The following is a 17,845-nucleotide window of genomic DNA, read 5'->3' on the forward strand; positions in this document are numbered from 1 at the left end:
GGACAAGGCGTGCCGCAAATTATTGCGCCAGAAAGCCGATTATCGAGAATGTGTTGCGGTGCAGCATCCTCAGCCGGCAACGGGGTGGCGCAACGCGGCGGCACAGTCACGCACCAGGGAGGGGCCGCGATAGATCAGGCCGCTGTAGACCTGGACCAACTGCGCGCCGGCATCGATCTTCGCGCGCGCGTCGGCGCCGCTGAAGATGCCACCCACGCCGACGATGGGCAGGGCATCGCCCACCACGGCGCGCAGGGCGCGCACCACGCGGGTGGAGGATTCGAAGACCGGACGTCCCGAGAGGCCGCCCGCTTCCTCGGCATGGGGCAGGCCCTGGACCGCCTCGCGCGAAATCGTGGTGTTGGTGGCAATCACCCCGTCGATGCCGTGCCGCACGAGCGCATCGCCGATATTGCCGATCTGGTCGTCGTCGAGGTCCGGGGCAATCTTCAGGGCCAACGGCACGTAGCGCTTGTGCTGCTCGGCCAGGCGCTGCTGGGCGGTCTTCAGCGTGGAGAGCAGGCTGTCCAGCTCGCTGGCGCCCTGCAACTGGCGCAGGTTCTTGGTATTCGGCGACKAGATGTTCACCGTCACATAGCTCGCGTGCGGATAGACGCGCTCGAGGCAGTAGAGGTAGTCGTCAGCCGCGCGCTCGATCGGCGTATCGGCGTTCTTGCCGATATTGAGACCCAGCACGCCACCCTCGGCCTTCCAGCGCGACGCCTGGACGTTGGCCACGAAGGCATCCACGCCGCCATTGTTGAAGCCCATGCGGTTGATCAGCGCATCGGCCTGCGGCAGCCGGAACATGCGCGGACGCGGGTTGCCGGGCTGCGCGCGCGGCGTGACCGTGCCCACCTCGATAAAACCGAAGCCGAACGCGGCAAGGCCGTCGATGTACGCGCCATCCTTGTCGAGACCGGCCGCCAGCCCCACTGGGTTCGGGAAGCGCACGCCCATGACGGTGCGCGGATCGGCGGCGATGGTGTTGCCAAGGCAGCCGGCCAGGCCCATGCGCTGCGCGCGCATGAGGTTGTTCAGCGTGAAATGGTGGGCATCCTCCGCATCCATGGAGAACAGGGCGGGGCGAAACAGGGGATAGAGCGCGTTGAGCACGGGGAGGGGGCGCGGCCGGGGCCGGCGCGAAGTCGGTACCAGGGCGGCATTGTAGCGTGCGGCAGGCGCTACTCCTGGGCGGGCCCCGGTTGGGGTGGGGCGGCTGACGTGGTGACGGGCGCGGTGGCCTCGTCGTCGAACGGATGCCACTGGTTGCCCGTGAGCACCTGGAGCGGCCGGAAGCGCGCCTTGTAGGCCATCTTGCGGCTGTCGGCGATCCAGTAACCCAGGTAGAGGTGCGGCAGGCCCAGCTCGCGGGTCTGGTTGATCTGCCAGAGGATGTTGTAGGTGCCGTAGCTCGCGCCGACGGCCATCGGGTCATAGAAGGTGTAGACCGACGACAGGCCGTCATCGAGCACATCGATCATGCTGACCATGCGCAGGCGGCCCGCCTCGGGCGAGCCCGGCGGTTCGCGGAACTCCACCAGCCGCGAGTTCACGCGGCTTTGCAGCAGGAACTGCTCGTACTGGTCCCGGCTGTCCTGATCCATGCCGCCGCCTGCGTGACGCATCGACTGATAGAGCAAATACAGCGCGTAATGCTCCTCGACGTAGGTCAGCGGCGCCACCAGCGCCTGCAGGTTCTCGTGCTGGCGCCAGGCGCGGCGCTGGCTGCGGTCCGGACGGAACTGGTCCACCAGCACGCGGCACGGCGTGCAGGCGCGGCATTCGTCGCAATAGGGGCGATAGGTGAAGATGCCGCTGCGGCGGAAGCCGGCGCGCACCAGCCGGGAGTAGACATCGGCATTGATCAGGTGCGCGGGCGTGGCCACCTGCGAGCGCGCCATGCGGCCATCGAGATAGCTGCAAGCGTAGGGCGCCGTTGCGTAAAACTGCAACGCGGAGAGCGGAAGTTCCTTCAGCTTGCTCATGGCTCGCTCATGACAAAAAGACGGAGGCGGCGGACACCGCGTGGCAGCATCCTGTCTGGCAGTCTATCAGAGCAAGCCGGGCGGCGTGTGCAACGCGGTGCAGATCCGCTGGCGTTGCAATGGCCGGGCGATGTTCATATAGTGGTCGGGCCGCTTGAGAGGCGTCCCACTTTTCTCGACATTGGCGACCTTCACGGCCAGCGGAAGGTCCGGGAAGCCAAGCTCCAGATAGCGGCGCGGCGTGTTGCCGAGCCGGATGGCGAGCCCCATTACCGTGTTGGCCTTGTCGGTCAGCAGCGTGGCACAGGTGGTCTTGAGAACGAGATCGTAATTGGGGTCTTTCATCCGGCAGGTGAACGGCAAGACACGCGAAGTAGCGAGTGTCTGCCCACCTGCCTTCAGGCGGATTTGCGCTGCGTCAAATAGCTGGCGCCCAGCGCGCCAGTACCGACTTGTCAAACTGCCACGGCGCGATGTCGGGCTGGGCGGTGGCGGCCCGGACGTGGGCGACGAAGTCCGCGCGCGGGATCGGGCTGGCGCCGAGGGAGGCCAGGTGGTCAGTTTCCTGCTGGCAGTCGATCATCGTCACGCCGTGCTGGTCGAGGAAGGCACAGAGTGCGGCCAGGGCGATCTTGGAGGCGTCCGTGCGCTGCGCGAACATCGACTCGCCATAGAACATGCGGCCCAGCGCCACGCCGTAGAGGCCGCCCACACGCTCGCCCTGGTACCAGCTTTCCACGGAGTGGGCGCGGCCGGCGMGGTGCAGGGCGCCGTAGGCGTTGACGATGTCGTCGGTGATCCACGTGCCGAACTGGCCGTCGCGCGCRGTCATGGCGCAGGTGCGCATCACGGCGATGAAATCGTCGTCGACGCGGATTTCCCAGTCCGGGTCACGCAGGGTACGGCGCAGCGTCTTGCGCAGGGTGGCCGAGACCTTGAGCGCCTGCGGAGCCAGCACCATGCGCGGGTCGGTGCTCCACCAGAGCACCGGCTGTCCTTCGGAATACCAGGGGAAGATGCCTTGCCGGTAGGCCAGCAGCAGCCGCTGCGGCGAGAGTTCGCGACTGGCGGCGAGCAGGCCGGGCGCATCGCTGGCCGGGCCGAGCGCCCGCTCGACAGGCGGAAACGGGTCCTGTGGGTCCAGCCAGGTGATCATGGGGCGGGCAGGGCGTTGCCCGCGTTCAGGGGGTAACGGGCGGTGTGGCGGGCGACGTGGCCGGTGACACCTCGGTCGCCGGCAGCGGCGTGGCACGGCTGGTCAGCGGCCGCATCGGCTTGTCGATGTCCAGGCTGTGCAGCCGGAAGCTGCCATCGGCGATCCGGCCCGCCGCGCGGTCGGCGAAGAAGCAGCGCAGCGTGTGGATGACGGTGGGGAAGGCCAGGTCGTCCCAGGGCACATCGGCTTCATCGACCAGCTTGACCTCGAGGCTTTCCTCGCCCGGGGCGATGTCCAGGTCCTGCAGCGTCGCCAGGTAGAACAGGTGCACCTGGTGCACGTGCGGCACGTTGAGAATCGAGAACAGTTCGCCCACTTCCACGCGGGCGCCGGCTTCCTCGAGGGTCTCGCGCGAGGCGGCCTGGGCCGTGGTCTCGGCAATCTCCATGAAGCCGGCCGGCAGCGTCCAGAACCCGTAGCGGGGCTCGATGGCGCGCTTGCAGATCAGGATCTTGTCTTCCCAGACGGGGATCGTGCCCACGACGTTGCGGGGATTGACATAGTGGATGGTGCCGCAGCCGTCGCATACGCTGCGCGGGCGATTGTCGCCTTCGGGTACGCGCAGGACAACCGCATGACCACAGTTCGAGCAGAATTTCATGAGGGGCGTCCGGGAGGAATGGCGCCAAGTGTATCACCGCGCCGCCCGGCCGCTGCGGGCGCGATGTGCGCTCCTGGGGCGCACATCGCGCTGCCTCGGAGGGAGGTGGCTACTTGCGCTGAGTTGCCTTCGCGCCCCCCGTCGCGCCCGGGCTGGCGGTCGGCACCCAGTCCTCGGGGCGGTCTGGCGGCACGATGTCCGCCTTGCCCTTCCTGGGGTCCGGCAGGTTGACCGGCGCGGGCCGGTCGTTGCGGTGGCCCTTGGCGCCGTGTGCCGGCTTCTGGGCCGCCGGCTTGGCCGAGGTTTCGGCGAGGGCCGCGCCGCCCGCCAGCGTGGCACAGGCCGCCGTGCAAGCCGCCGCCCAGATCGCCATMGATTTCGCGCTACGCATGGTCATGTTGGGTTCTCCTTCCGTTGCGTGTGAGAAGCACCCTACGGACCTCGGGCGTCCGCCGCCATGGATTGACCTGGCGATGTGATGCAAGGTGCATCCTCGGCGCCATGAACATGATCGACATCAACTCTGTGGCGATTACGCCCCCTGCGACCTCGCCTGAACGGACCGCGATGCCTACCATCGGCCGCTCCTTTCCAACGCGGAGCAGAAAGATGAGAACAAGACACGTGGTGCGGTTGAGCGCAACCGCCCTGGCCCTGGCCATGTTCGTGGGGACGAGCATCCCCGCCATGGCCGTGACGGCGGCGAAGGAGAATGCCGCCACCCGCAGCAAGCCCCGGCCCAATCCCTTCCTCGCTGCAGAGGCGTACGCGGTGACCCATTTCGACCCCGCTCAGACCGATGTGATGCCTTACGCGCTCCCGCGCGGCACCTTCCATGTCGATCTGCGCAAGGCCCCACGCGTGCAGGCCGGGCCGATCAGCATCATGACCCTGGCCACGCCGTCGCCGCGCTATATGTGGGCGGCCTCGTCGGGCGGGGTTTCCTATGTGGATGTCAGCGATGGCGGCTGGCGCGAGGTGGCCAGGCTGCCCGATCCAGACGCGAAGCCGCTGCCCGCCGGCCTGCTCGACAAGATCCTCGCCGAACCGCTGGACGATGTCGCGCGCGTGGAGAAGGCGGTCAAGACCGACCTGGCGCTCGACCGCAAACGGATCAGCGCCAATATCTACGTGGTGTCCGGCAAGGATGGCGTGCTGTATGCGACCAATCGCTCCGCGGTCCGCGCCTATGGACTAGTCGATCCGAAGCGCCCGGAAGCGGGCATCAAGCTATTGCGGACGATCGATCTCAAGGATCGCCTGACGGCGGTGGAGAATGCCGGCGGCGTGATGCTGAACATGACATATGACGGCCATCTGGTGGTGGGCGCCGCGCAGTCCATCCGCGTGCTCGACCGCGACTTCAAGCCCGTCGGCGATGCGTTCCAGTTCCCGGAAGGCGAGATCGTCTCCAACGCGATGGCGGTCGACGAGAAGAACGGCATCTATATCGCCTCCGACAAGGTGATGCGCAAGCTTGTGTGGACCGGGAAGACGCTCTCCCGCGATGCCGCGCACGGCGCCTGGGAATCGGCCTATGACTCGGGCCAGACGCCGATGCCCAGCGTGAAGTTCGGCAATGGCACGGGCTCCACGCCGACCCTGATGGGCTTCGGCGACGATGCGGACAAGCTGGTGGTCATCACCGACGGCTCTGACCGCATGAAGCTGGTGGCCTTCTGGCGCGACGAGATCCCGGCCGGCTTCACGCAGCGGCCCGGCACGAAGTCGAACCGCATCGCCGATCAGATTCAGGTCACCTGCGGGCTGCCCGCCAGCACGCCCTACGTCCAGTCCGAGCAATCGGTGGTGGCGCTGGGCTATGGCGCGTTCGTCGTGAACAACATCCGGCCGAAGGGTGTGGCGGATCGACTGGTCGATGTGCTTGCGGGCGGCCCGGCGCTGACGCCGGCGGCGGGCGCGGAGCGCTTCGAGTGGGATACGAAGACCAAGGCGTGGCGCTCGGTGTGGACGCGCAACGATGTGGTGTCCACGAGCATGGTGCCGACCGTGAGCGGTCCGTCGCGGATCGTGTTCGTGAACGGCTATACCAAGGCGGACGGCTGGGAAGTGACTGGCATGGACTGGGAAACCGGCAAGACAGTCCATCGCTCGATCTTCGGTCAGGACAATCTGGGTAACGGCGCCTATGCACTGATCCAGTCCTTGCCGAATGGCGACCTGCTGTTCAACAGCATCGGCGGCCCGACGCGTGTGAAGTACCAAGCGACCGCCAAGTAAGAACGGCGGCCGGAAAACAAAAAACCCGCCTGATTGGGCGGGTTTTCTTGTTGCAGCGTGTTCTGCTGCGTATTCGTTCCGGCGGTTGGTTGCGGGGGCAGGATTTGAACCTGCGACCTTCGGGTTATGAGCCCGACGAGCTGCCAGACTGCTCCACCCCGCGTCCGTCGAAGCTGAGAGTATATGACAACCGTTTGCGCAATGCAACACCTTTGCCTCTCGCTTCTGATGAGTGCCGTGCAACCGGCACCCATCTTCCAGTTAGAGCACGCGAAGGGGTCCGTGGTTCAGGTCGATTTCGGGGTTTCGGTTGTGCGCTGCCACAGCGTCGCTTCGAACTCGAAGCTGTCGCGCTGCTGCAGGTCGTCGCGTTGCCAGATCACGCGGTCGGGGCGCACGGTCAGCATCCACGTGGTGGTGGCGAGCGGGTTCGGCTGGTCGAACGCGCGTGGCGTCAGCACCGCTKCGCACGGGCCGCGCTCGGGGTCGCGCACGGAGGTGTAGCGGATCAGGCCCAGCCCGGCTTCTCGCGCCAGACGGCCGAAGTCCTGGCAGGGCGCGTGGTCGTCGGGATCGGTCCAGCGCGGGTCGTCGTGGAACGGGGCGGCGTCCAGCGCCACGCCGTCGGTCTTCACGCTGACCTGGAACAGCGTCTGCGCGCGGGCGTCGATGCGGGGCAGCGCGGGGCTGTCGAGCAGAAAGCGCCAGCGCCAGTAGCCCAGTTCGGCACAGGCTGTGCGAATGGCGTCGGCGCCATAGAACACGCCCGGGTCCTGTCCGCCGCGAAAGCGCGAGCCCCAGGGCGAGGGGGGATATCGGAAGGGCGTGAAGATCAGATAGTGGAGGTGGCGCGCGTCGGGGGGTACTGCGGGTTTGCCGGCGTCGAGCACGGCTTCGAGCACGGCCTGTTCCTCGAGGCTGTCCACCAGGGGCATGGTCGAGACCACATGCTGGGCCTCCACCGCCCGCCACAGTTTGAGCGCGAACGGCTTGCGCTCAGATGCGACCGCGGGTGGCGTCCAGGTAGTGAACGACACGTACGAGCCCTTCAGTCGTGCGAATCAGCTCGAGCGGCTTGCCGCCAAGCGAGAGGTTGTCATGGGTGAGCCACAGCCGCGCCTGCTCGTCGTGGCCGAGGATGGCATCGAGCGAGCGGAACAGGCGCACGAACAGCACACCGAACTCCCACTCCTTGCGGTGCGCATCGAGCACATAGCCGCCGGACGCCATGCGCGAGACCGACGCCGTGCTGATGCCGAGCACGCTGGCCACGATGGCCTGGCTGATGCCAAGAAAGCCGGCCGCGCGCATCACGGCCTTGGTGAGCGTGGCGCCGGGGTTCACGCCGCCGGCGGGCTCGGTGTCCGGAATCTGATGAGATTGCATCGCCTTTGCTCCTTTCTTGGGAAACATTATAGGCGGTGTATTTCAGAAGGAAAGGCCGTGACATAGGCTGTAAAGTGCCTAATACGTCTCAATGTGGAGCCGTCCCTCCGCGCGCAGCGTGGCCTCCAGGTCCGTCCAGGACTGGCCCGCCGCCGCGCAGACCTCGCCGAAGGCGGCCAGCACGCCTTCCTCCATCCCCTTCAGGCCGCAGATGTACACATGGCCATGGGGGTCGGCAAGCAGCGCGGCCACCTGCGGGCTGGCTTCGCGGATCGCATCCTGCACATAGCGGCGCGGCATCTCGGCATCGCGCKAGAAGGCGAAGTGAATGTCGAGGAAGTCCTTGGGCAGCTTCAGCAGCGGGCCGAAATAGGGCAGTTCACGCTGGTTGCGCGCGCCGAAGAACAGCAGGCGGCGCCCATCGAAACTCGCCATATTGCGACGCATCCGCTCGGTCATCGCCCGCATCGGTGCGGAGCCGGTGCCCGTGCAGATCATCATCACGCTGGCCTCGCGATGGTTGGGCATCAGGAAAGTACTACCGAAGGGGCCGACGACCTGCACCGTGTCGCCCTTGGCCAGGTCGCACAGGAAGTTCGACGCCACGCCGCGTACCGGCTGCCCGTCGTGGTCCTGGTCCACGCGCTTCACGGTCAGCGCGAGGTTGTTGTAGCCGGGGCGCTCGCCGTCGCGCGGGCTGGCCACCGAGTACATGCGGATGTAGTGCGGCTTGCCCGACGCATCGGTGCCGGGCGGCACGATGCCGATGGCCTGCCCCTCCAGCACCGGGAAGAACTGGTTGCCGAAGTCGAGCACGATGTGATGGATGTCGCTCGACGCCTCTTCGGCCGTCAGCCGATAGTTGCCGGCCACCGTGGCCGACACCGGCGCGCGCACACCGTGCAGGTTGATATAGGGATGCGCGGCCGACCACGGCGCCTTGGGCGAGGTATGCCGGCTGGTTTCCACGGCCTGCACGTCGGTGGCGGGCGCCTTGCCAGTGCCGGCGGCGGCCTGGGCCAGGGCCTCGGCGGCCGTGGCGGTGGCGGACGTCGCCGCGTCGATCTCGGCCTCGGGCAGCGGCACCTGGGCTGGCAGCTCGTCCCAGAGCAGTTGGGCGTCGATCGGATAGGCCTCGCCGCGCAGCATCGTGCGCCAGTTGTCGATGGCGCCCGTGGGGCAGGGCGACAGGCACGCGTTGCAGCCGTTGCAAACCTCGGCCTTGACCACGTAGTTGCGGTCGTCGTGGGTGATGGCGTCGATCGGGCAGGTGTCTTCGCAGGTGTTGCAGCGAATGCAGATTTCCGGATCGATCAGGTGCTGCTTGATGATGTCGGGGGCGCCCATGTCGGCCTCTTATCCAGTGATTCAGCGATCTAGTTGAAACGGACGTATTCGAAATCMACCGGCTGGCGGTTCACGCCCACCGCCGGCGGGGCGATCCAGTTGGCGTAGCGGCCCGGCTCCACCACACGGCCCATCAGCGAGGCCACGAAGGCGCGGTCCGCGTCGGTGGCCAGCCAGGTGTCCGCGTTGGCCTGCCAGGCGGCTTCGCTCAGCACCTCGCCGGTCGGCGAGACATGCACATTGGCGAAGGTGCCGATCTTACGGTTGAACGCCTTGTGCGGCACGGTCAGCCGGAACGGAATGCCGGCCTTCTCGATMACCTTGTTCCAGCGCGCCACGCCGCCGACCGAATCCTTGATGTAGTCGTCGCGCAGCACCTCGTTCAGGGCGTTGAGCATCGGCACCTCGCGCTCGGCCAGCTTGCCGTCGCGCACGTCGAGGATCCGGTACACGTCGCCCTTGAGCACGTGGTCGTCGCCGCGCTTGCCTTCCTCGAAGCGGCCCTTCAGCCCGGCGCTGTAGAAGGTGGCCGCGTTGGAGGACTGGTCGGCGCCGAACAGGTCGATCGTCACGCTGTAGTGGAAGTTCAGGTAGCGCTGGATGGTCTCCAGGTCGATCACGCCGGCGGCGCGCACGTCGGCCGGGTCCTGGATGTCGCGCTCGCGCATGACCTCGCAGGTACGCTGGATCACGCGCGAGACGCCGCTTTCGCCCACGAACATGTGATGGGCTTCCTCGGTCAGCATGAAGCGCGTGGTGCGCGCCAGCGGGTCGAAGCCGGACTCGGCCAGCGCGCAGAGCTGGAATTTGCCGTCGCGGTCCGTGAAATAGGTGAACATGAAGAAGGCGAGCCAGTCCGGCGTGCGCTCGTTGAAGGCGCCCAGGATGCGCGGATTGTCCTCGTCGCCCGAGCGGCGGCCCAGCAGCGCCTCGGCTTCCTCGCGGCCGTCGCGGCCGAAGTGGCGGTGCAGCAGGTAGACCATCGCCCAGAGGTGGCGGCCTTCCTCCACATTGACCTGGAACAGGTTGCGCAGGTCATAGAGCGACGGCGCGGTCAGGCCCAGGTGGCGCTGCTGCTCCACGGACGCCGGCTCGGTATCGCCCTGCGTGACGATGATGCGGCGCAGATTGGCGCGGTGTTCGCCCGGCACCTCCTGCCACGCGGCCTGCCCCTTGTGCTCGCCGAAGTGGATCTTGCGCTCGGCGTCCGCCGGTTGCAGGAAGATGCCCCAGCGGTAGTCGGGCATCTTCACATGGTCGAAGTGAGCCCAGCCGGACGGGTCCACCGAGACCGCCGTGCGCAGGTAGACATCGTAATTGTGCGAGCCATCGGGGCCCATGTCGCGCCACCAGTCGAGGAAGGCGGGCTGCCAGTGCTCCAGCGCGCGCTGCAGGGCGCGGTCATCGGAGAGGTTCACGTTGTTCGGAATCTTCTGGCTGTAGTCGATGCTCATGGCCGGGGTCTCCTTGGGTCTGGTTGTCGTTCGGTCGAAGGGGGCGGTCAGACCCGGTCCCAGTCGAAGCGTGCCTTGTTGCCGGTGCCGAATACCTTGAGCGCGCCTTGCTCGCCCACGGCGTTGGGTCGATTGAAGATCCAGTTCTGCCAGGCGGTGAGCCGGCCGAAGATGCGTGTTTCCATGGTCTCGCGCGGGCCGAAGCGCAGGTTGGCTTCCAGGCCGGTGAGGGCGTCGGGGGAGAGGCTCGCGCGTTCCTCCAGCGCGATGCGGATCTCGTCTTCCCAGTCGATGTCGTCCGGCGCGGCCGTCACCAGCCCCAGCGCCTCGGCCTGCGCGCCGTCCAGCGGCTGGCCGACTTGAGCGCTCACGGCCTCGATGGCGGCGGTGTCTTCATAGAAGCGCGCGGCGAGCCGCGAGAGGCCGTTCGGCATCGGATATCGCCCGAAATTGGCGTCATGGGCGACCAGGCGCGGGGCGGTGTCGGGATCATCCGGCAGTTGGAGCATGTAGCTGCGGTCGGCGGCCAGCGCCAGTTCGAGCAGCGTGCCGGCGAAGCAGGAGGTCGGCTCGATCAGCGCGAACAGGCTGCGCGACGAGACGTCCAGCCGCGCCAGCGTCCGGCGCAGCATGCCGATGGTCTCGCGCACGAACCAGTGGCTGGCGTGGGCCTCCATCAGCGTATCGGCGGCCAGCACCTCGGCCGCATCGCCCTCGGTCTTGAGGATCCACATGCCGATGTCGAGATGATTGGTGCGCAGCGTGAGGATGGCGTCATCGAGTTCGCGCGCCATCTTGAGCGGCCACCACTGGGCGCCGGCGGCCAGGATCGCGTCGAGGTCGCGCGGCTGGTCGGCGGCGGGTGCCGAGACCGTCAGCGTGGCGCGGCGCGCCGTGGTGTCGATTTCCACGCGCACGGTGTCGTAGCGGTAGCCATCGGCGTTGTCTTGTCGGTCGAGGGGCGTCAGCGTCACGCCCTTGGCGTCGGCGGGGCGGTCGCTCTGGGCGGCCAGCGCCTGCGCCCGCTCGCGCACGTGTTCGGCGAAGCGCGCGGGTTTGACGACATCGTCCACCAGCTTCCAGTCCTTGGCGCGCTGGCCGCGCACGCCCTCGGTGGTCAGGCAAAAGATGTCGGCGTGGTCGCGGCGCACGCGGCGCTTGTCGGTCACGCGCGTCAGGCCGCCGGTGCCGGGCAGCACGCCCAGCAGCGGTACTTCGGGCAGGCTGACCGCGGAGGAGCGGTCATCCACCAGCAGGATTTCGTCGCAGGCCAGCGCCAGTTCGTACCCGCCGCCGGCCGTGGTGCCGTTGCAGGCGGCGATGAACTTGATGCCGGAATGGCGGCTGGCATCCTCGATGCCGTTGCGCGTCTCGTTGGTGAACTTGCAGAAGTTCACCTTCCAGGCGTGGCTGGACTTGCCGAGCATGAAGATATTGGCGCCCGAGCAGAAAATGCGGTCGCGGGCGCTGGTCAGCACCACGGTGCGCACTTCGGGATGCTCGAAGCGGATGCGCTGCAGGGCGTCGTGCAGTTCGATATCGACGCCAAGATCGTAGGAATTCAGCTTCAGCGCGTAGCCGGGCCGCAGGCCACCTTCCTCGTCCACGTTCATGGACAGTGTGGCGACGGGACCGTCGAAGGTCAGCAGCCAGTGGCGATACTGGGACGGATGGCGCGCAAACGTAACGGGGGCCGGGACCGACATGGGGCGTGTCTCCTTGATGCACTATAGTGCCTTCATCTTTGAGATGAAATATAGTGCATCGACGGAGGCGATGCAAGGCCCGATGCAGACCGGCTGGCTTGTCGACGTTCAGCCGATAGCGGGCATCTGCGCGCGCAGGGCCTGAAGTGAGCTGTTGGCGTCCTGGCCGCTGGTGTCGATCGACACATCGGCGCGCGAGTAGAGCGGCGTGCGCGCCTGGAGGATGCGGCGCAGGTCGGTCATKGCCTCGCGGTTGCCTTCCATCGGCCGCATATCGCCCTGCGCCACCACGCGCGCCATATGTTCCTCGGGCKAGGTGCGCACCCAGACCGTGTAGCAGCGCGCCAGCAGCAGGTTGAAGGTGGCCGGCTCGGAGACCAGGCTGCCCGGCGTAGCCAGCACCATCGTGTCGTGCTCGCGCAGCACACGCTCCAGCGCGCGCATTTCGTAGCGACGGTAGGCGGCCTGGCCGTAGAGCGAGTGGATTTCGGAGAGGCTCGCGCCGGCTTCCTGCTCGATCGCTGTGTTCAGTTCGACGAAGGGGATGCCCTCGGCCGCCGCCAGCGCCCGGCCCAGCGTGGATTTGCCGGCGCCGCGCAGGCCGATCAACGCGATGCGGCGATGCCGCGCATCGCGCGATTCCGCCGGGGACAAGGCGTGGCGGGCMGCTTCGCGCACGCGGGCGAGGTCGCMGGCAGGCAGTTGCGCCAGCCATTGCACGAGCTGCGAGAACTCGGCGGCGCGCTGGCTGCCGGGCTGCTCCGCGCCGCCCGCCGGATCGGCGTGGCCATCCACCTCAGCCAGGACCACGGGCAGCGGCACGTCCAGCGCGCCGGCCACGTGGCGCAGCAGCAGTACCGAGGCGTTGCCGGTGCCGGTTTCCAGATTGGCGAGGTAGCGTTCGGACACCCCCGCGCCACGCGCGAGGTCCTTGCGGGACATGCCGCGTGCCGCGCGCAGCGAGCGGATGCGCTCCCCGAGGTGCGTCAGATAGGGATCGCGCTCCGCGGTCCGGTTGTCKGCATTCGCTTCGGCATTCAGTGACGGTTCGGGGTCGCGACGCATGGGAAAAAGTTCGGGATGAGGCCAGCCAGGGCGGCATTATACGTGCGACAAAGTGCCGGTCGGCGGGTGCTGCATACTGTTATATAGTGCATACCCTCGCTTGCATAATAGTCGATGTGAAATAAAATGCATCGACATCGGCGGCGAAGACCGCCGGTCACGAGACAGCCAGAACAAGACCATCGCTGTAGCCGATCCCGCCGCACCCGTCGAGCCATCGCCGGGGCGGCCAGAKGAGTGGAGACATGACGCCCCCGACCCCCAGCGCCGAGACGGTCGTCGCCGCGCTGCCCGCCCGTTACAACGCGGCCGATGACCTGTTGTCGCGCCACCTCGCCGCTGGCCGTGGCGCCAAGGTGGCCTATATCGACGATACCGGCCCGACCACCTTTGCCGAACTCGACGCGCGCTGCCGCCGCTTTGCCGGCGCGCTGCGCCAGGCGGGCTTCCGGCGCGAGGAGCGCGTGCTGCTCTGCGCGCTCGATACCATCGATTTCCCGACCGTGTTTCTCGGTTGCCTGCTGGCAGGCGTGGTGCCGGTGGCGGTGAACACGCTGCTGACCGTGGACGACTACGCCTACATGCTCGACCACAGCGGCGCGCGGGCGGTGGTGGTGTCCGCGCCGCTGCTCGGCACGATGCAGGCGGCCATCGACAAGGCGGGCATCCACGTCGATGTGATCATTGCTGCACCTTATGTCGAGAGCACCGGCTTGCCGACCGTGGCCGCCATGCTGGATAGCGCGCCGCCGCTGACGGAAGCCCTCGCCACCGGCCCGGACGACATGGCGTTCTGGCTCTATTCCTCCGGCTCCACGGGCCGCCCGAAGGGCACGGTGCACACGCACGGCAACCTGTTCCACACCGCCGACCTCTACGCGCGGCAGGTGCTCGGCCTGCGCGAGGACGACGTGGTCTTCTCGGCCGCCAAGCTGTTCTTCGCCTACGGGCTGGGCAATGCGTTGACGTTTCCGCTGTCGGTGGGCGCCACGACCGTGCTGATGGCCGAGCGGCCCACGCCGCAGGCGGTGTTCCAACGCCTGGCCACGCACCGTCCTACCGTTTTCTGCGGTGTGCCGACGCTGTTCGCCGGCCTGCTCGCCGCGCCGGACCTGCCGCCGCGTGATGCCGTGGCGCTGCGCGTCTGCACCTCCGCCGGGGAGGCGCTGCCGCGTGACATCGGCGACCGCTTCCTGGCCCACTTMGGCTGCGACATCCTCGACGGCATCGGCTCCACCGAGATGCTCCACATCTTCCTGTCGAACCAGCCCGGCAGGGTCCGCTACGGCACCACCGGCCTGCCGGTGCCCGGCTACGAACTGAAGCTGCTCGACGAGCGCGGCGAGCCCTGCGCGGCGGGCGAAATCGGCGACCTCTATATAAAAGGGCCCTCGGCGGCGCTGATGTACTGGTGCAATCGCGAAAAGAGCCGCGACACCTTCGTCGGCGCCTGGACCCGCAGCGGCGACAAGTACCTGCGCGATGAAGCGGGCTACTACACCTACGCCGGCCGCAGCGACGACATGCTCAAGGTCGGCGGCATCTACGTCTCGCCGTTCGAGGTGGAGGCGGCGCTGGCCCAGCATCCGGCCGTGCTGGAAGCCGCCGTGATCGGCGTGGCCGATGCCGCCGAGCTGGTCAAGCCGAAGGCGTTCGTGGTGATGCGCCCCGGCCACCAGTGGCACGACGGCATGGCGGCCGAGCTGCAGGCCTTCGTCAAGTCGCGGCTGGCGCCCTACAAATATCCGCGCCAGATCGAGTGCGTGGACGAGTTGCCCAAGACCGCCACGGGCAAGATCCAGCGATTCCGGCTGCGCCAGCGCGAAGACGCCGCGCGGCACGCCTGAGGGGCCGCCATGGAGACTACCGTGGACACCGCGCTGGTCAAGGTGCCGTTCGACGGCCGCACACTCGACATCGAATACCAGTGGATAGCCGCGYGCCGGAAGCATCGGCCCCTCGTGGTCTTCCTGCATGAGGGCCTCGGCTCAGTCAGCATGTGGCGCGATTTTCCGCGCAAGCTGTGCGAGGCGGGCGATTTTCGCGGGCTGGTTTTCTCGCGCTACGGCTACGGCCGTTCCACACCGCGCCCGCCGGAGGAGCAGTGGGGCGTGGATTTCATGCACCGCCAGGCGCGCGAGGCGCTGCCGGCCCTGTTCGATGCCCTGGAGATCGGCCCCGGACGCCGCCACGGCAAGCCCTGGCTGCTGGGCCACAGCGACGGCGGCTCCATCGCCCTGATCCACGCGGCCAGCTTCCCGGACGATGTGGATGGCCTGACCGTGCTCGCCCCCCACATCATGGTGGAAGACATTTCGGTACACAGCATCGCCGCCACGCGCGAGACCTACCTCCACACCGACCTGCGCGCCCGGCTGGCGCGCCACCACGCCCACGTGGATTCCGCCTTCTGGGGCTGGAACGATATCTGGCTCAACGCCGATTTCCGCCACTGGGACCTGCGCCCGATGCTCGACCATATCCGCTGCCCGGTGCTGGCCGTGCAGGGCGAGGACGACGAGTACGGGACCATGGCGCAGATMGAGGGTATCMATCGATATGCCCCGCAGACCGTGCTGCTTAAACTCGCGCGCTGTGGACACTCGCCCCATCGCGACCAGGCGGGGGCGTTGACGGCGGCCTCGGCGGCGTTTATAACGGCACATACTTCAACCTTAAAATAATTCGACCCCGGGGAGGAAGCACCCATGCAACGCACCGCATTGCGCAGGCCGCTGTTTACATCGCTCGTCACCTCGATTTCCGCCACGCTGCTGGTCGCCGGGGGCAGCGCGCTGGCGCAGTCAGCCCAGCCGGCACAGCCGGCCCCGGGCGGCAAGATCAAGGTGGGCTTCATGCTCCCGTACACCGGCACCTATGCGGCGCTGGGCTCGGCCATCGAGAACGGGTTCCGCATGTACGTGCAGCAGCAGGGCGGCAAGCTGGGCGGGCGCGACATCGAATATTTCAAGGTGGATGACGAATCGGACCCGGCCAAGGCCCCCGAGAACGCCACCAAGCTGATCAAGCGGGATCAGGTCGACGTGGTGGTGGGCACGGTGCATTCGGGCGTGCAGATGGGCATCGTCAAGGTGGCCAAGGAAAACAACACGCTGCTGATCATTCCGAACGCCGGCGCCGACGAGGCCACCGGGCCGCTGTGCGGGGCCAATATTTTCCGTTCCTCGTTCTCGAACTGGCAGCCCGGCTATGCCATGGGGCAGGTGCTGGCCGAGCGCGGCATGAAGAAGGTGGTGACGCTGACGTGGAAGTACGCGGCGGGCGAGCAGTCCGTGAAGGGCTTCAAGGAAGCCTTCGAGGCCAAGGGCGGCAAGGTCGTGAAGGAGTTGAGCCTGCCGTTCCCGAACGTGGAGTTCCAGGCGCTGATCACCGAGGTGGCCTCGCTCAAGCCGGACGCCGTGTTCGTGTTCTTCGCCGGCGGCGGCGCGGTCAAGTTCGTCAAGGACTGGCAGGCGGCTGGGCTCAAGGACAAGATTCCGCTGTACGGCTCCGGCTTCCTGACCGATGGCACGCTGGAGGCCCAGGGCACGGCGGCGCAGGGGCTGGAAACCACGCTGCACTATGCCGATGGCCTGACCAACGCCCGCGACAAGACCTTCCGCACCGACTACGCCAAGACCTACAAGCTCCAGCCGGATGTGTACGCGGTGCAGGGCTACGACGCCGCGCAGCTGCTGGCCGCCGGCGCCAATGCCGTGAAGGGCGATATGTCGCGCAAGCCGGACGTCATCAAGGCCATGGAAGCCGCCAAGGTCGACAGCCCGCGCGGCGTGTTCACGCTCTCCAAGGCCCACAACCCGGTGCAGGACTTCTACCTGCGCAAGGTGGACGGCCGCGAGAACAAGGTCAGCGGCGTGGCGGTGAAGGCCCTGGCCGACCCGGCGCGCGGCTGCCGCCTGTAAGGCGCCGGCGCACCGCCGGCGTGAATCGAGACTGGCCCCAGCATGGACATCGTTTCCTTCCTCATCCAGTGCCTGAACAGCGTGCAGTACGGGCTGCTGCTGTTCCTGGTCGCCAGCGGGCTGACGCTGATCTTCGGCATCATGGGCGTGATCAACCTCGCCCATGGCAGCTTCTACATGCTGGGCGCCTACCTGGCGTTCACGCTGGCCAGTCTCACCGGCAACCTGTTTATCGCGCTGCCGCTCGGCATCGTGCTGGCCGTGGCGTTCGGCTACGTGCTCGAATGGGCGTTCTTCAGCTACCTCTACCAGCGCGACCACCTGCAGCAGGTGCTGATGACCTACGGCCTGATCCTCGTGTTCGAGGAGCTGCGCAGCATCCTGGTAGGCGATGACGTCCACGGCGTGACGATTCCCGGCCTGCTCGACGGCGCGCTGCCGATCGGCAACGACATGACCTATCCGGTCTACCGGCTGTTCATCTCGGCCGTCTGCCTGCTGGTGGCGGGGGCGATGTACTGGGTCATCCGCCGCACCCGGCTGGGCATGATGATCCGCGCCGGGGCCACCAACCGMGAGATGGTGCAGTCGCTCGGCATCAACGTGAACGTGCTGTACCGGCTGGTGTTTGCGCTGGGCGTGGCGCTGGCGGTGCTGGCGGGGATGATTGCCGCGCCGGTGTCGTCGGTCTACCCGGGCATGGGCGGGCAGGTGCTGATTGTCTGCTTCGTGGTGGTGGTGATTGGCGGGATCGGGTCGGTCAAGGGGGCGCTGGTGGCCTCGCTGCTGCTCGGCTTCGTCGATACCTTCGGCAAGGTGTTCTGGCAGGACGCCGCCGGCGTGCTGATCTACGTCTTGATGGCCTTGATCCTGCTGTGGAAGCCCCAGGGGCTGTTCCGGGCCGGCTGACCTGCGTGC

At 67.3% G+C, this 17,845-nt stretch carries 17 protein-coding genes and 1 tRNA gene; 5 read left to right on the top strand and 13 right to left on the bottom strand.

From position 1 onward, the window contains the following. Window positions 1-69 precede the first annotated feature (69 nt). The 6 genes from AC1EJR_RS14185 to AC1EJR_RS14210 all read right to left on the bottom strand — a co-directional run bounded on the left by AC1EJR_RS14185 (window position 70) and on the right by AC1EJR_RS14210 (window position 4,202). On the bottom strand, window positions 70-1,116 hold the full coding sequence (locus AC1EJR_RS14185; protein ID WP_477147241.1) for a quinone-dependent dihydroorotate dehydrogenase: 1,047 nt from the start codon (window positions 1,114-1,116) through the stop codon (window positions 70-72). A 68-nt stretch (window positions 1,117-1,184) separates the two neighbouring features. Further along, entirely contained in the window at window positions 1,185-1,988 is an 804-nt protein-coding gene (locus AC1EJR_RS14190) for an arginyltransferase (protein ID WP_092292876.1), read from the bottom strand. 66 nt (window positions 1,989-2,054) lie between these two features. Then, window positions 2,055-2,333 (bottom strand): hypothetical protein, encoded by a 279-nt coding sequence (locus AC1EJR_RS14195; protein ID WP_441644432.1) that lies wholly within the window; start codon window positions 2,331-2,333, stop codon window positions 2,055-2,057. A 73-nt stretch (window positions 2,334-2,406) separates the two neighbouring features. Continuing rightward, the gene (gene aat / locus AC1EJR_RS14200; protein WP_477147242.1) at window positions 2,407-3,144 is read right to left on the bottom strand and encodes a leucyl/phenylalanyl-tRNA--protein transferase; all 738 of its coding nucleotides are present in this window, start codon (window positions 3,142-3,144) and stop codon (window positions 2,407-2,409) included. A 25-nt stretch (window positions 3,145-3,169) separates the two neighbouring features. Beyond that, window positions 3,170-3,805 carry an NUDIX hydrolase gene (locus tag AC1EJR_RS14205; RefSeq protein WP_092292882.1) on the bottom strand — a complete coding sequence of 212 codons (636 nt, stop codon included), beginning with the start codon at window positions 3,803-3,805 and terminating at the stop codon, window positions 3,170-3,172. A gap of 109 nt (window positions 3,806-3,914) precedes the next feature. Next, the gene (locus AC1EJR_RS14210; protein ID WP_092445153.1) at window positions 3,915-4,202 is read right to left on the bottom strand and encodes a hypothetical protein; all 288 of its coding nucleotides are present in this window, start codon (window positions 4,200-4,202) and stop codon (window positions 3,915-3,917) included. A gap of 212 nt (window positions 4,203-4,414) precedes the next feature. Here AC1EJR_RS14210 and AC1EJR_RS14215 point away from each other — a divergent pair, with 212 nt between their 5' ends. Further along, window positions 4,415-6,046 carry a hypothetical protein gene (locus tag AC1EJR_RS14215; RefSeq protein ID WP_441591154.1) on the top strand — a complete coding sequence of 544 codons (1,632 nt, stop codon included), beginning with the start codon at window positions 4,415-4,417 and terminating at the stop codon, window positions 6,044-6,046. 86 nt (window positions 6,047-6,132) lie between these two features. Here the strand turns inward: AC1EJR_RS14215 and AC1EJR_RS14220 are convergent. From AC1EJR_RS14220 to AC1EJR_RS14250, 7 genes are all read right to left on the bottom strand, one after another. Beyond that, window positions 6,133-6,209, bottom strand: a tRNA-Met gene (locus AC1EJR_RS14220). A gap of 124 nt (window positions 6,210-6,333) precedes the next feature. Next, entirely contained in the window at window positions 6,334-7,083 is a 750-nt protein-coding gene (locus tag AC1EJR_RS14225) for an RES family NAD+ phosphorylase (protein WP_477147243.1), read from the bottom strand. Beyond that, window positions 7,043-7,432: an MbcA/ParS/Xre antitoxin family protein gene (locus AC1EJR_RS14230; protein ID WP_092292890.1), complete on the bottom strand. Its 390-nt coding sequence runs from the start codon at window positions 7,430-7,432 to the stop codon at window positions 7,043-7,045. The genes AC1EJR_RS14225 and AC1EJR_RS14230 overlap by 41 nt, the downstream gene beginning before the upstream one ends. Before the next feature lie 78 nt (window positions 7,433-7,510). Beyond that, complete coding sequence (boxA, locus tag AC1EJR_RS14235; RefSeq protein ID WP_477147244.1) at window positions 7,511-8,779, bottom strand: benzoyl-CoA 2,3-epoxidase subunit BoxA; 1,269 nt, start codon at window positions 8,777-8,779, stop codon at window positions 7,511-7,513. 29 nt (window positions 8,780-8,808) lie between these two features. After that, on the bottom strand, window positions 8,809-10,233 hold the full coding sequence (gene boxB, locus AC1EJR_RS14240; protein WP_092292894.1) for a benzoyl-CoA 2,3-epoxidase subunit BoxB: 1,425 nt from the start codon (window positions 10,231-10,233) through the stop codon (window positions 8,809-8,811). A gap of 47 nt (window positions 10,234-10,280) precedes the next feature. Next, window positions 10,281-11,939, bottom strand: coding sequence for a 2,3-epoxybenzoyl-CoA dihydrolase (gene boxC, locus AC1EJR_RS14245; RefSeq protein WP_441591152.1), 1,659 nt, complete (start codon window positions 11,937-11,939; stop codon window positions 10,281-10,283). 108 nt (window positions 11,940-12,047) lie between these two features. Beyond that, window positions 12,048-13,004 carry a helix-turn-helix transcriptional regulator gene (locus tag AC1EJR_RS14250; RefSeq protein ID WP_477147245.1) on the bottom strand — a complete coding sequence of 319 codons (957 nt, stop codon included), beginning with the start codon at window positions 13,002-13,004 and terminating at the stop codon, window positions 12,048-12,050. A gap of 245 nt (window positions 13,005-13,249) precedes the next feature. On the opposite strand from AC1EJR_RS14250, the gene AC1EJR_RS14255 reads away from it, so the two are divergent. The 4 genes from AC1EJR_RS14255 to AC1EJR_RS14270 are packed head-to-tail and all read left to right on the top strand — an operon-like array spanning window position 13,250 to window position 17,836. Then, window positions 13,250-14,851, top strand: a complete 1,602-nt coding sequence (locus AC1EJR_RS14255; RefSeq protein WP_477147246.1) for a benzoate-CoA ligase family protein — start codon at window positions 13,250-13,252, stop codon at window positions 14,849-14,851. A gap of 9 nt (window positions 14,852-14,860) precedes the next feature. Beyond that, window positions 14,861-15,688 carry an alpha/beta fold hydrolase gene (locus AC1EJR_RS14260; protein WP_477147247.1) on the top strand — a complete coding sequence of 276 codons (828 nt, stop codon included), beginning with the start codon at window positions 14,861-14,863 and terminating at the stop codon, window positions 15,686-15,688. A 24-nt stretch (window positions 15,689-15,712) separates the two neighbouring features. Further along, complete coding sequence (locus tag AC1EJR_RS14265) at window positions 15,713-16,927, top strand: ABC transporter substrate-binding protein (RefSeq protein ID WP_092292904.1); 1,215 nt, start codon at window positions 15,713-15,715, stop codon at window positions 16,925-16,927. 42 nt (window positions 16,928-16,969) lie between these two features. Continuing rightward, window positions 16,970-17,836, top strand: a complete 867-nt coding sequence (locus tag AC1EJR_RS14270; RefSeq protein WP_092292907.1) for a branched-chain amino acid ABC transporter permease — start codon at window positions 16,970-16,972, stop codon at window positions 17,834-17,836. Window positions 17,837-17,845 lie beyond the last annotated feature (9 nt).

The organism is Cupriavidus sp. 05T42, assembly GCF_056396345.1.

Excerpts from the sequence above, each read along its gene's own strand:
- AC1EJR_RS14190 (WP_092292876.1), bottom strand. The coding sequence starts at position 1,988 with ATGAGCAAGCTGAAGGAACTTCCGCTCTCCGCGTTGCAGTTTTACGCA.
- AC1EJR_RS14215 (WP_441591154.1), top strand. The coding sequence starts at position 4,415 with ATGAGAACAAGACACGTGGTGCGGTTGAGCGCAACCGCCCTGGCCCTG.
- AC1EJR_RS14205 (WP_092292882.1), bottom strand. The coding sequence starts at position 3,805 with ATGAAATTCTGCTCGAACTGTGGTCATGCGGTTGTCCTGCGCGTACCC.
- AC1EJR_RS14265 (WP_092292904.1), top strand. The coding sequence starts at position 15,713 with ATGCAACGCACCGCATTGCGCAGGCCGCTGTTTACATCGCTCGTCACC.
- boxC (WP_441591152.1), bottom strand. The coding sequence starts at position 11,939 with ATGTCGGTCCCGGCCCCCGTTACGTTTGCGCGCCATCCGTCCCAGTAT.
- AC1EJR_RS14230 (WP_092292890.1), bottom strand. The coding sequence starts at position 7,432 with ATGCAATCTCATCAGATTCCGGACACCGAGCCCGCCGGCGGCGTGAAC.
- AC1EJR_RS14195 (WP_441644432.1), bottom strand. The coding sequence starts at position 2,333 with ATGAAAGACCCCAATTACGATCTCGTTCTCAAGACCACCTGTGCCACG.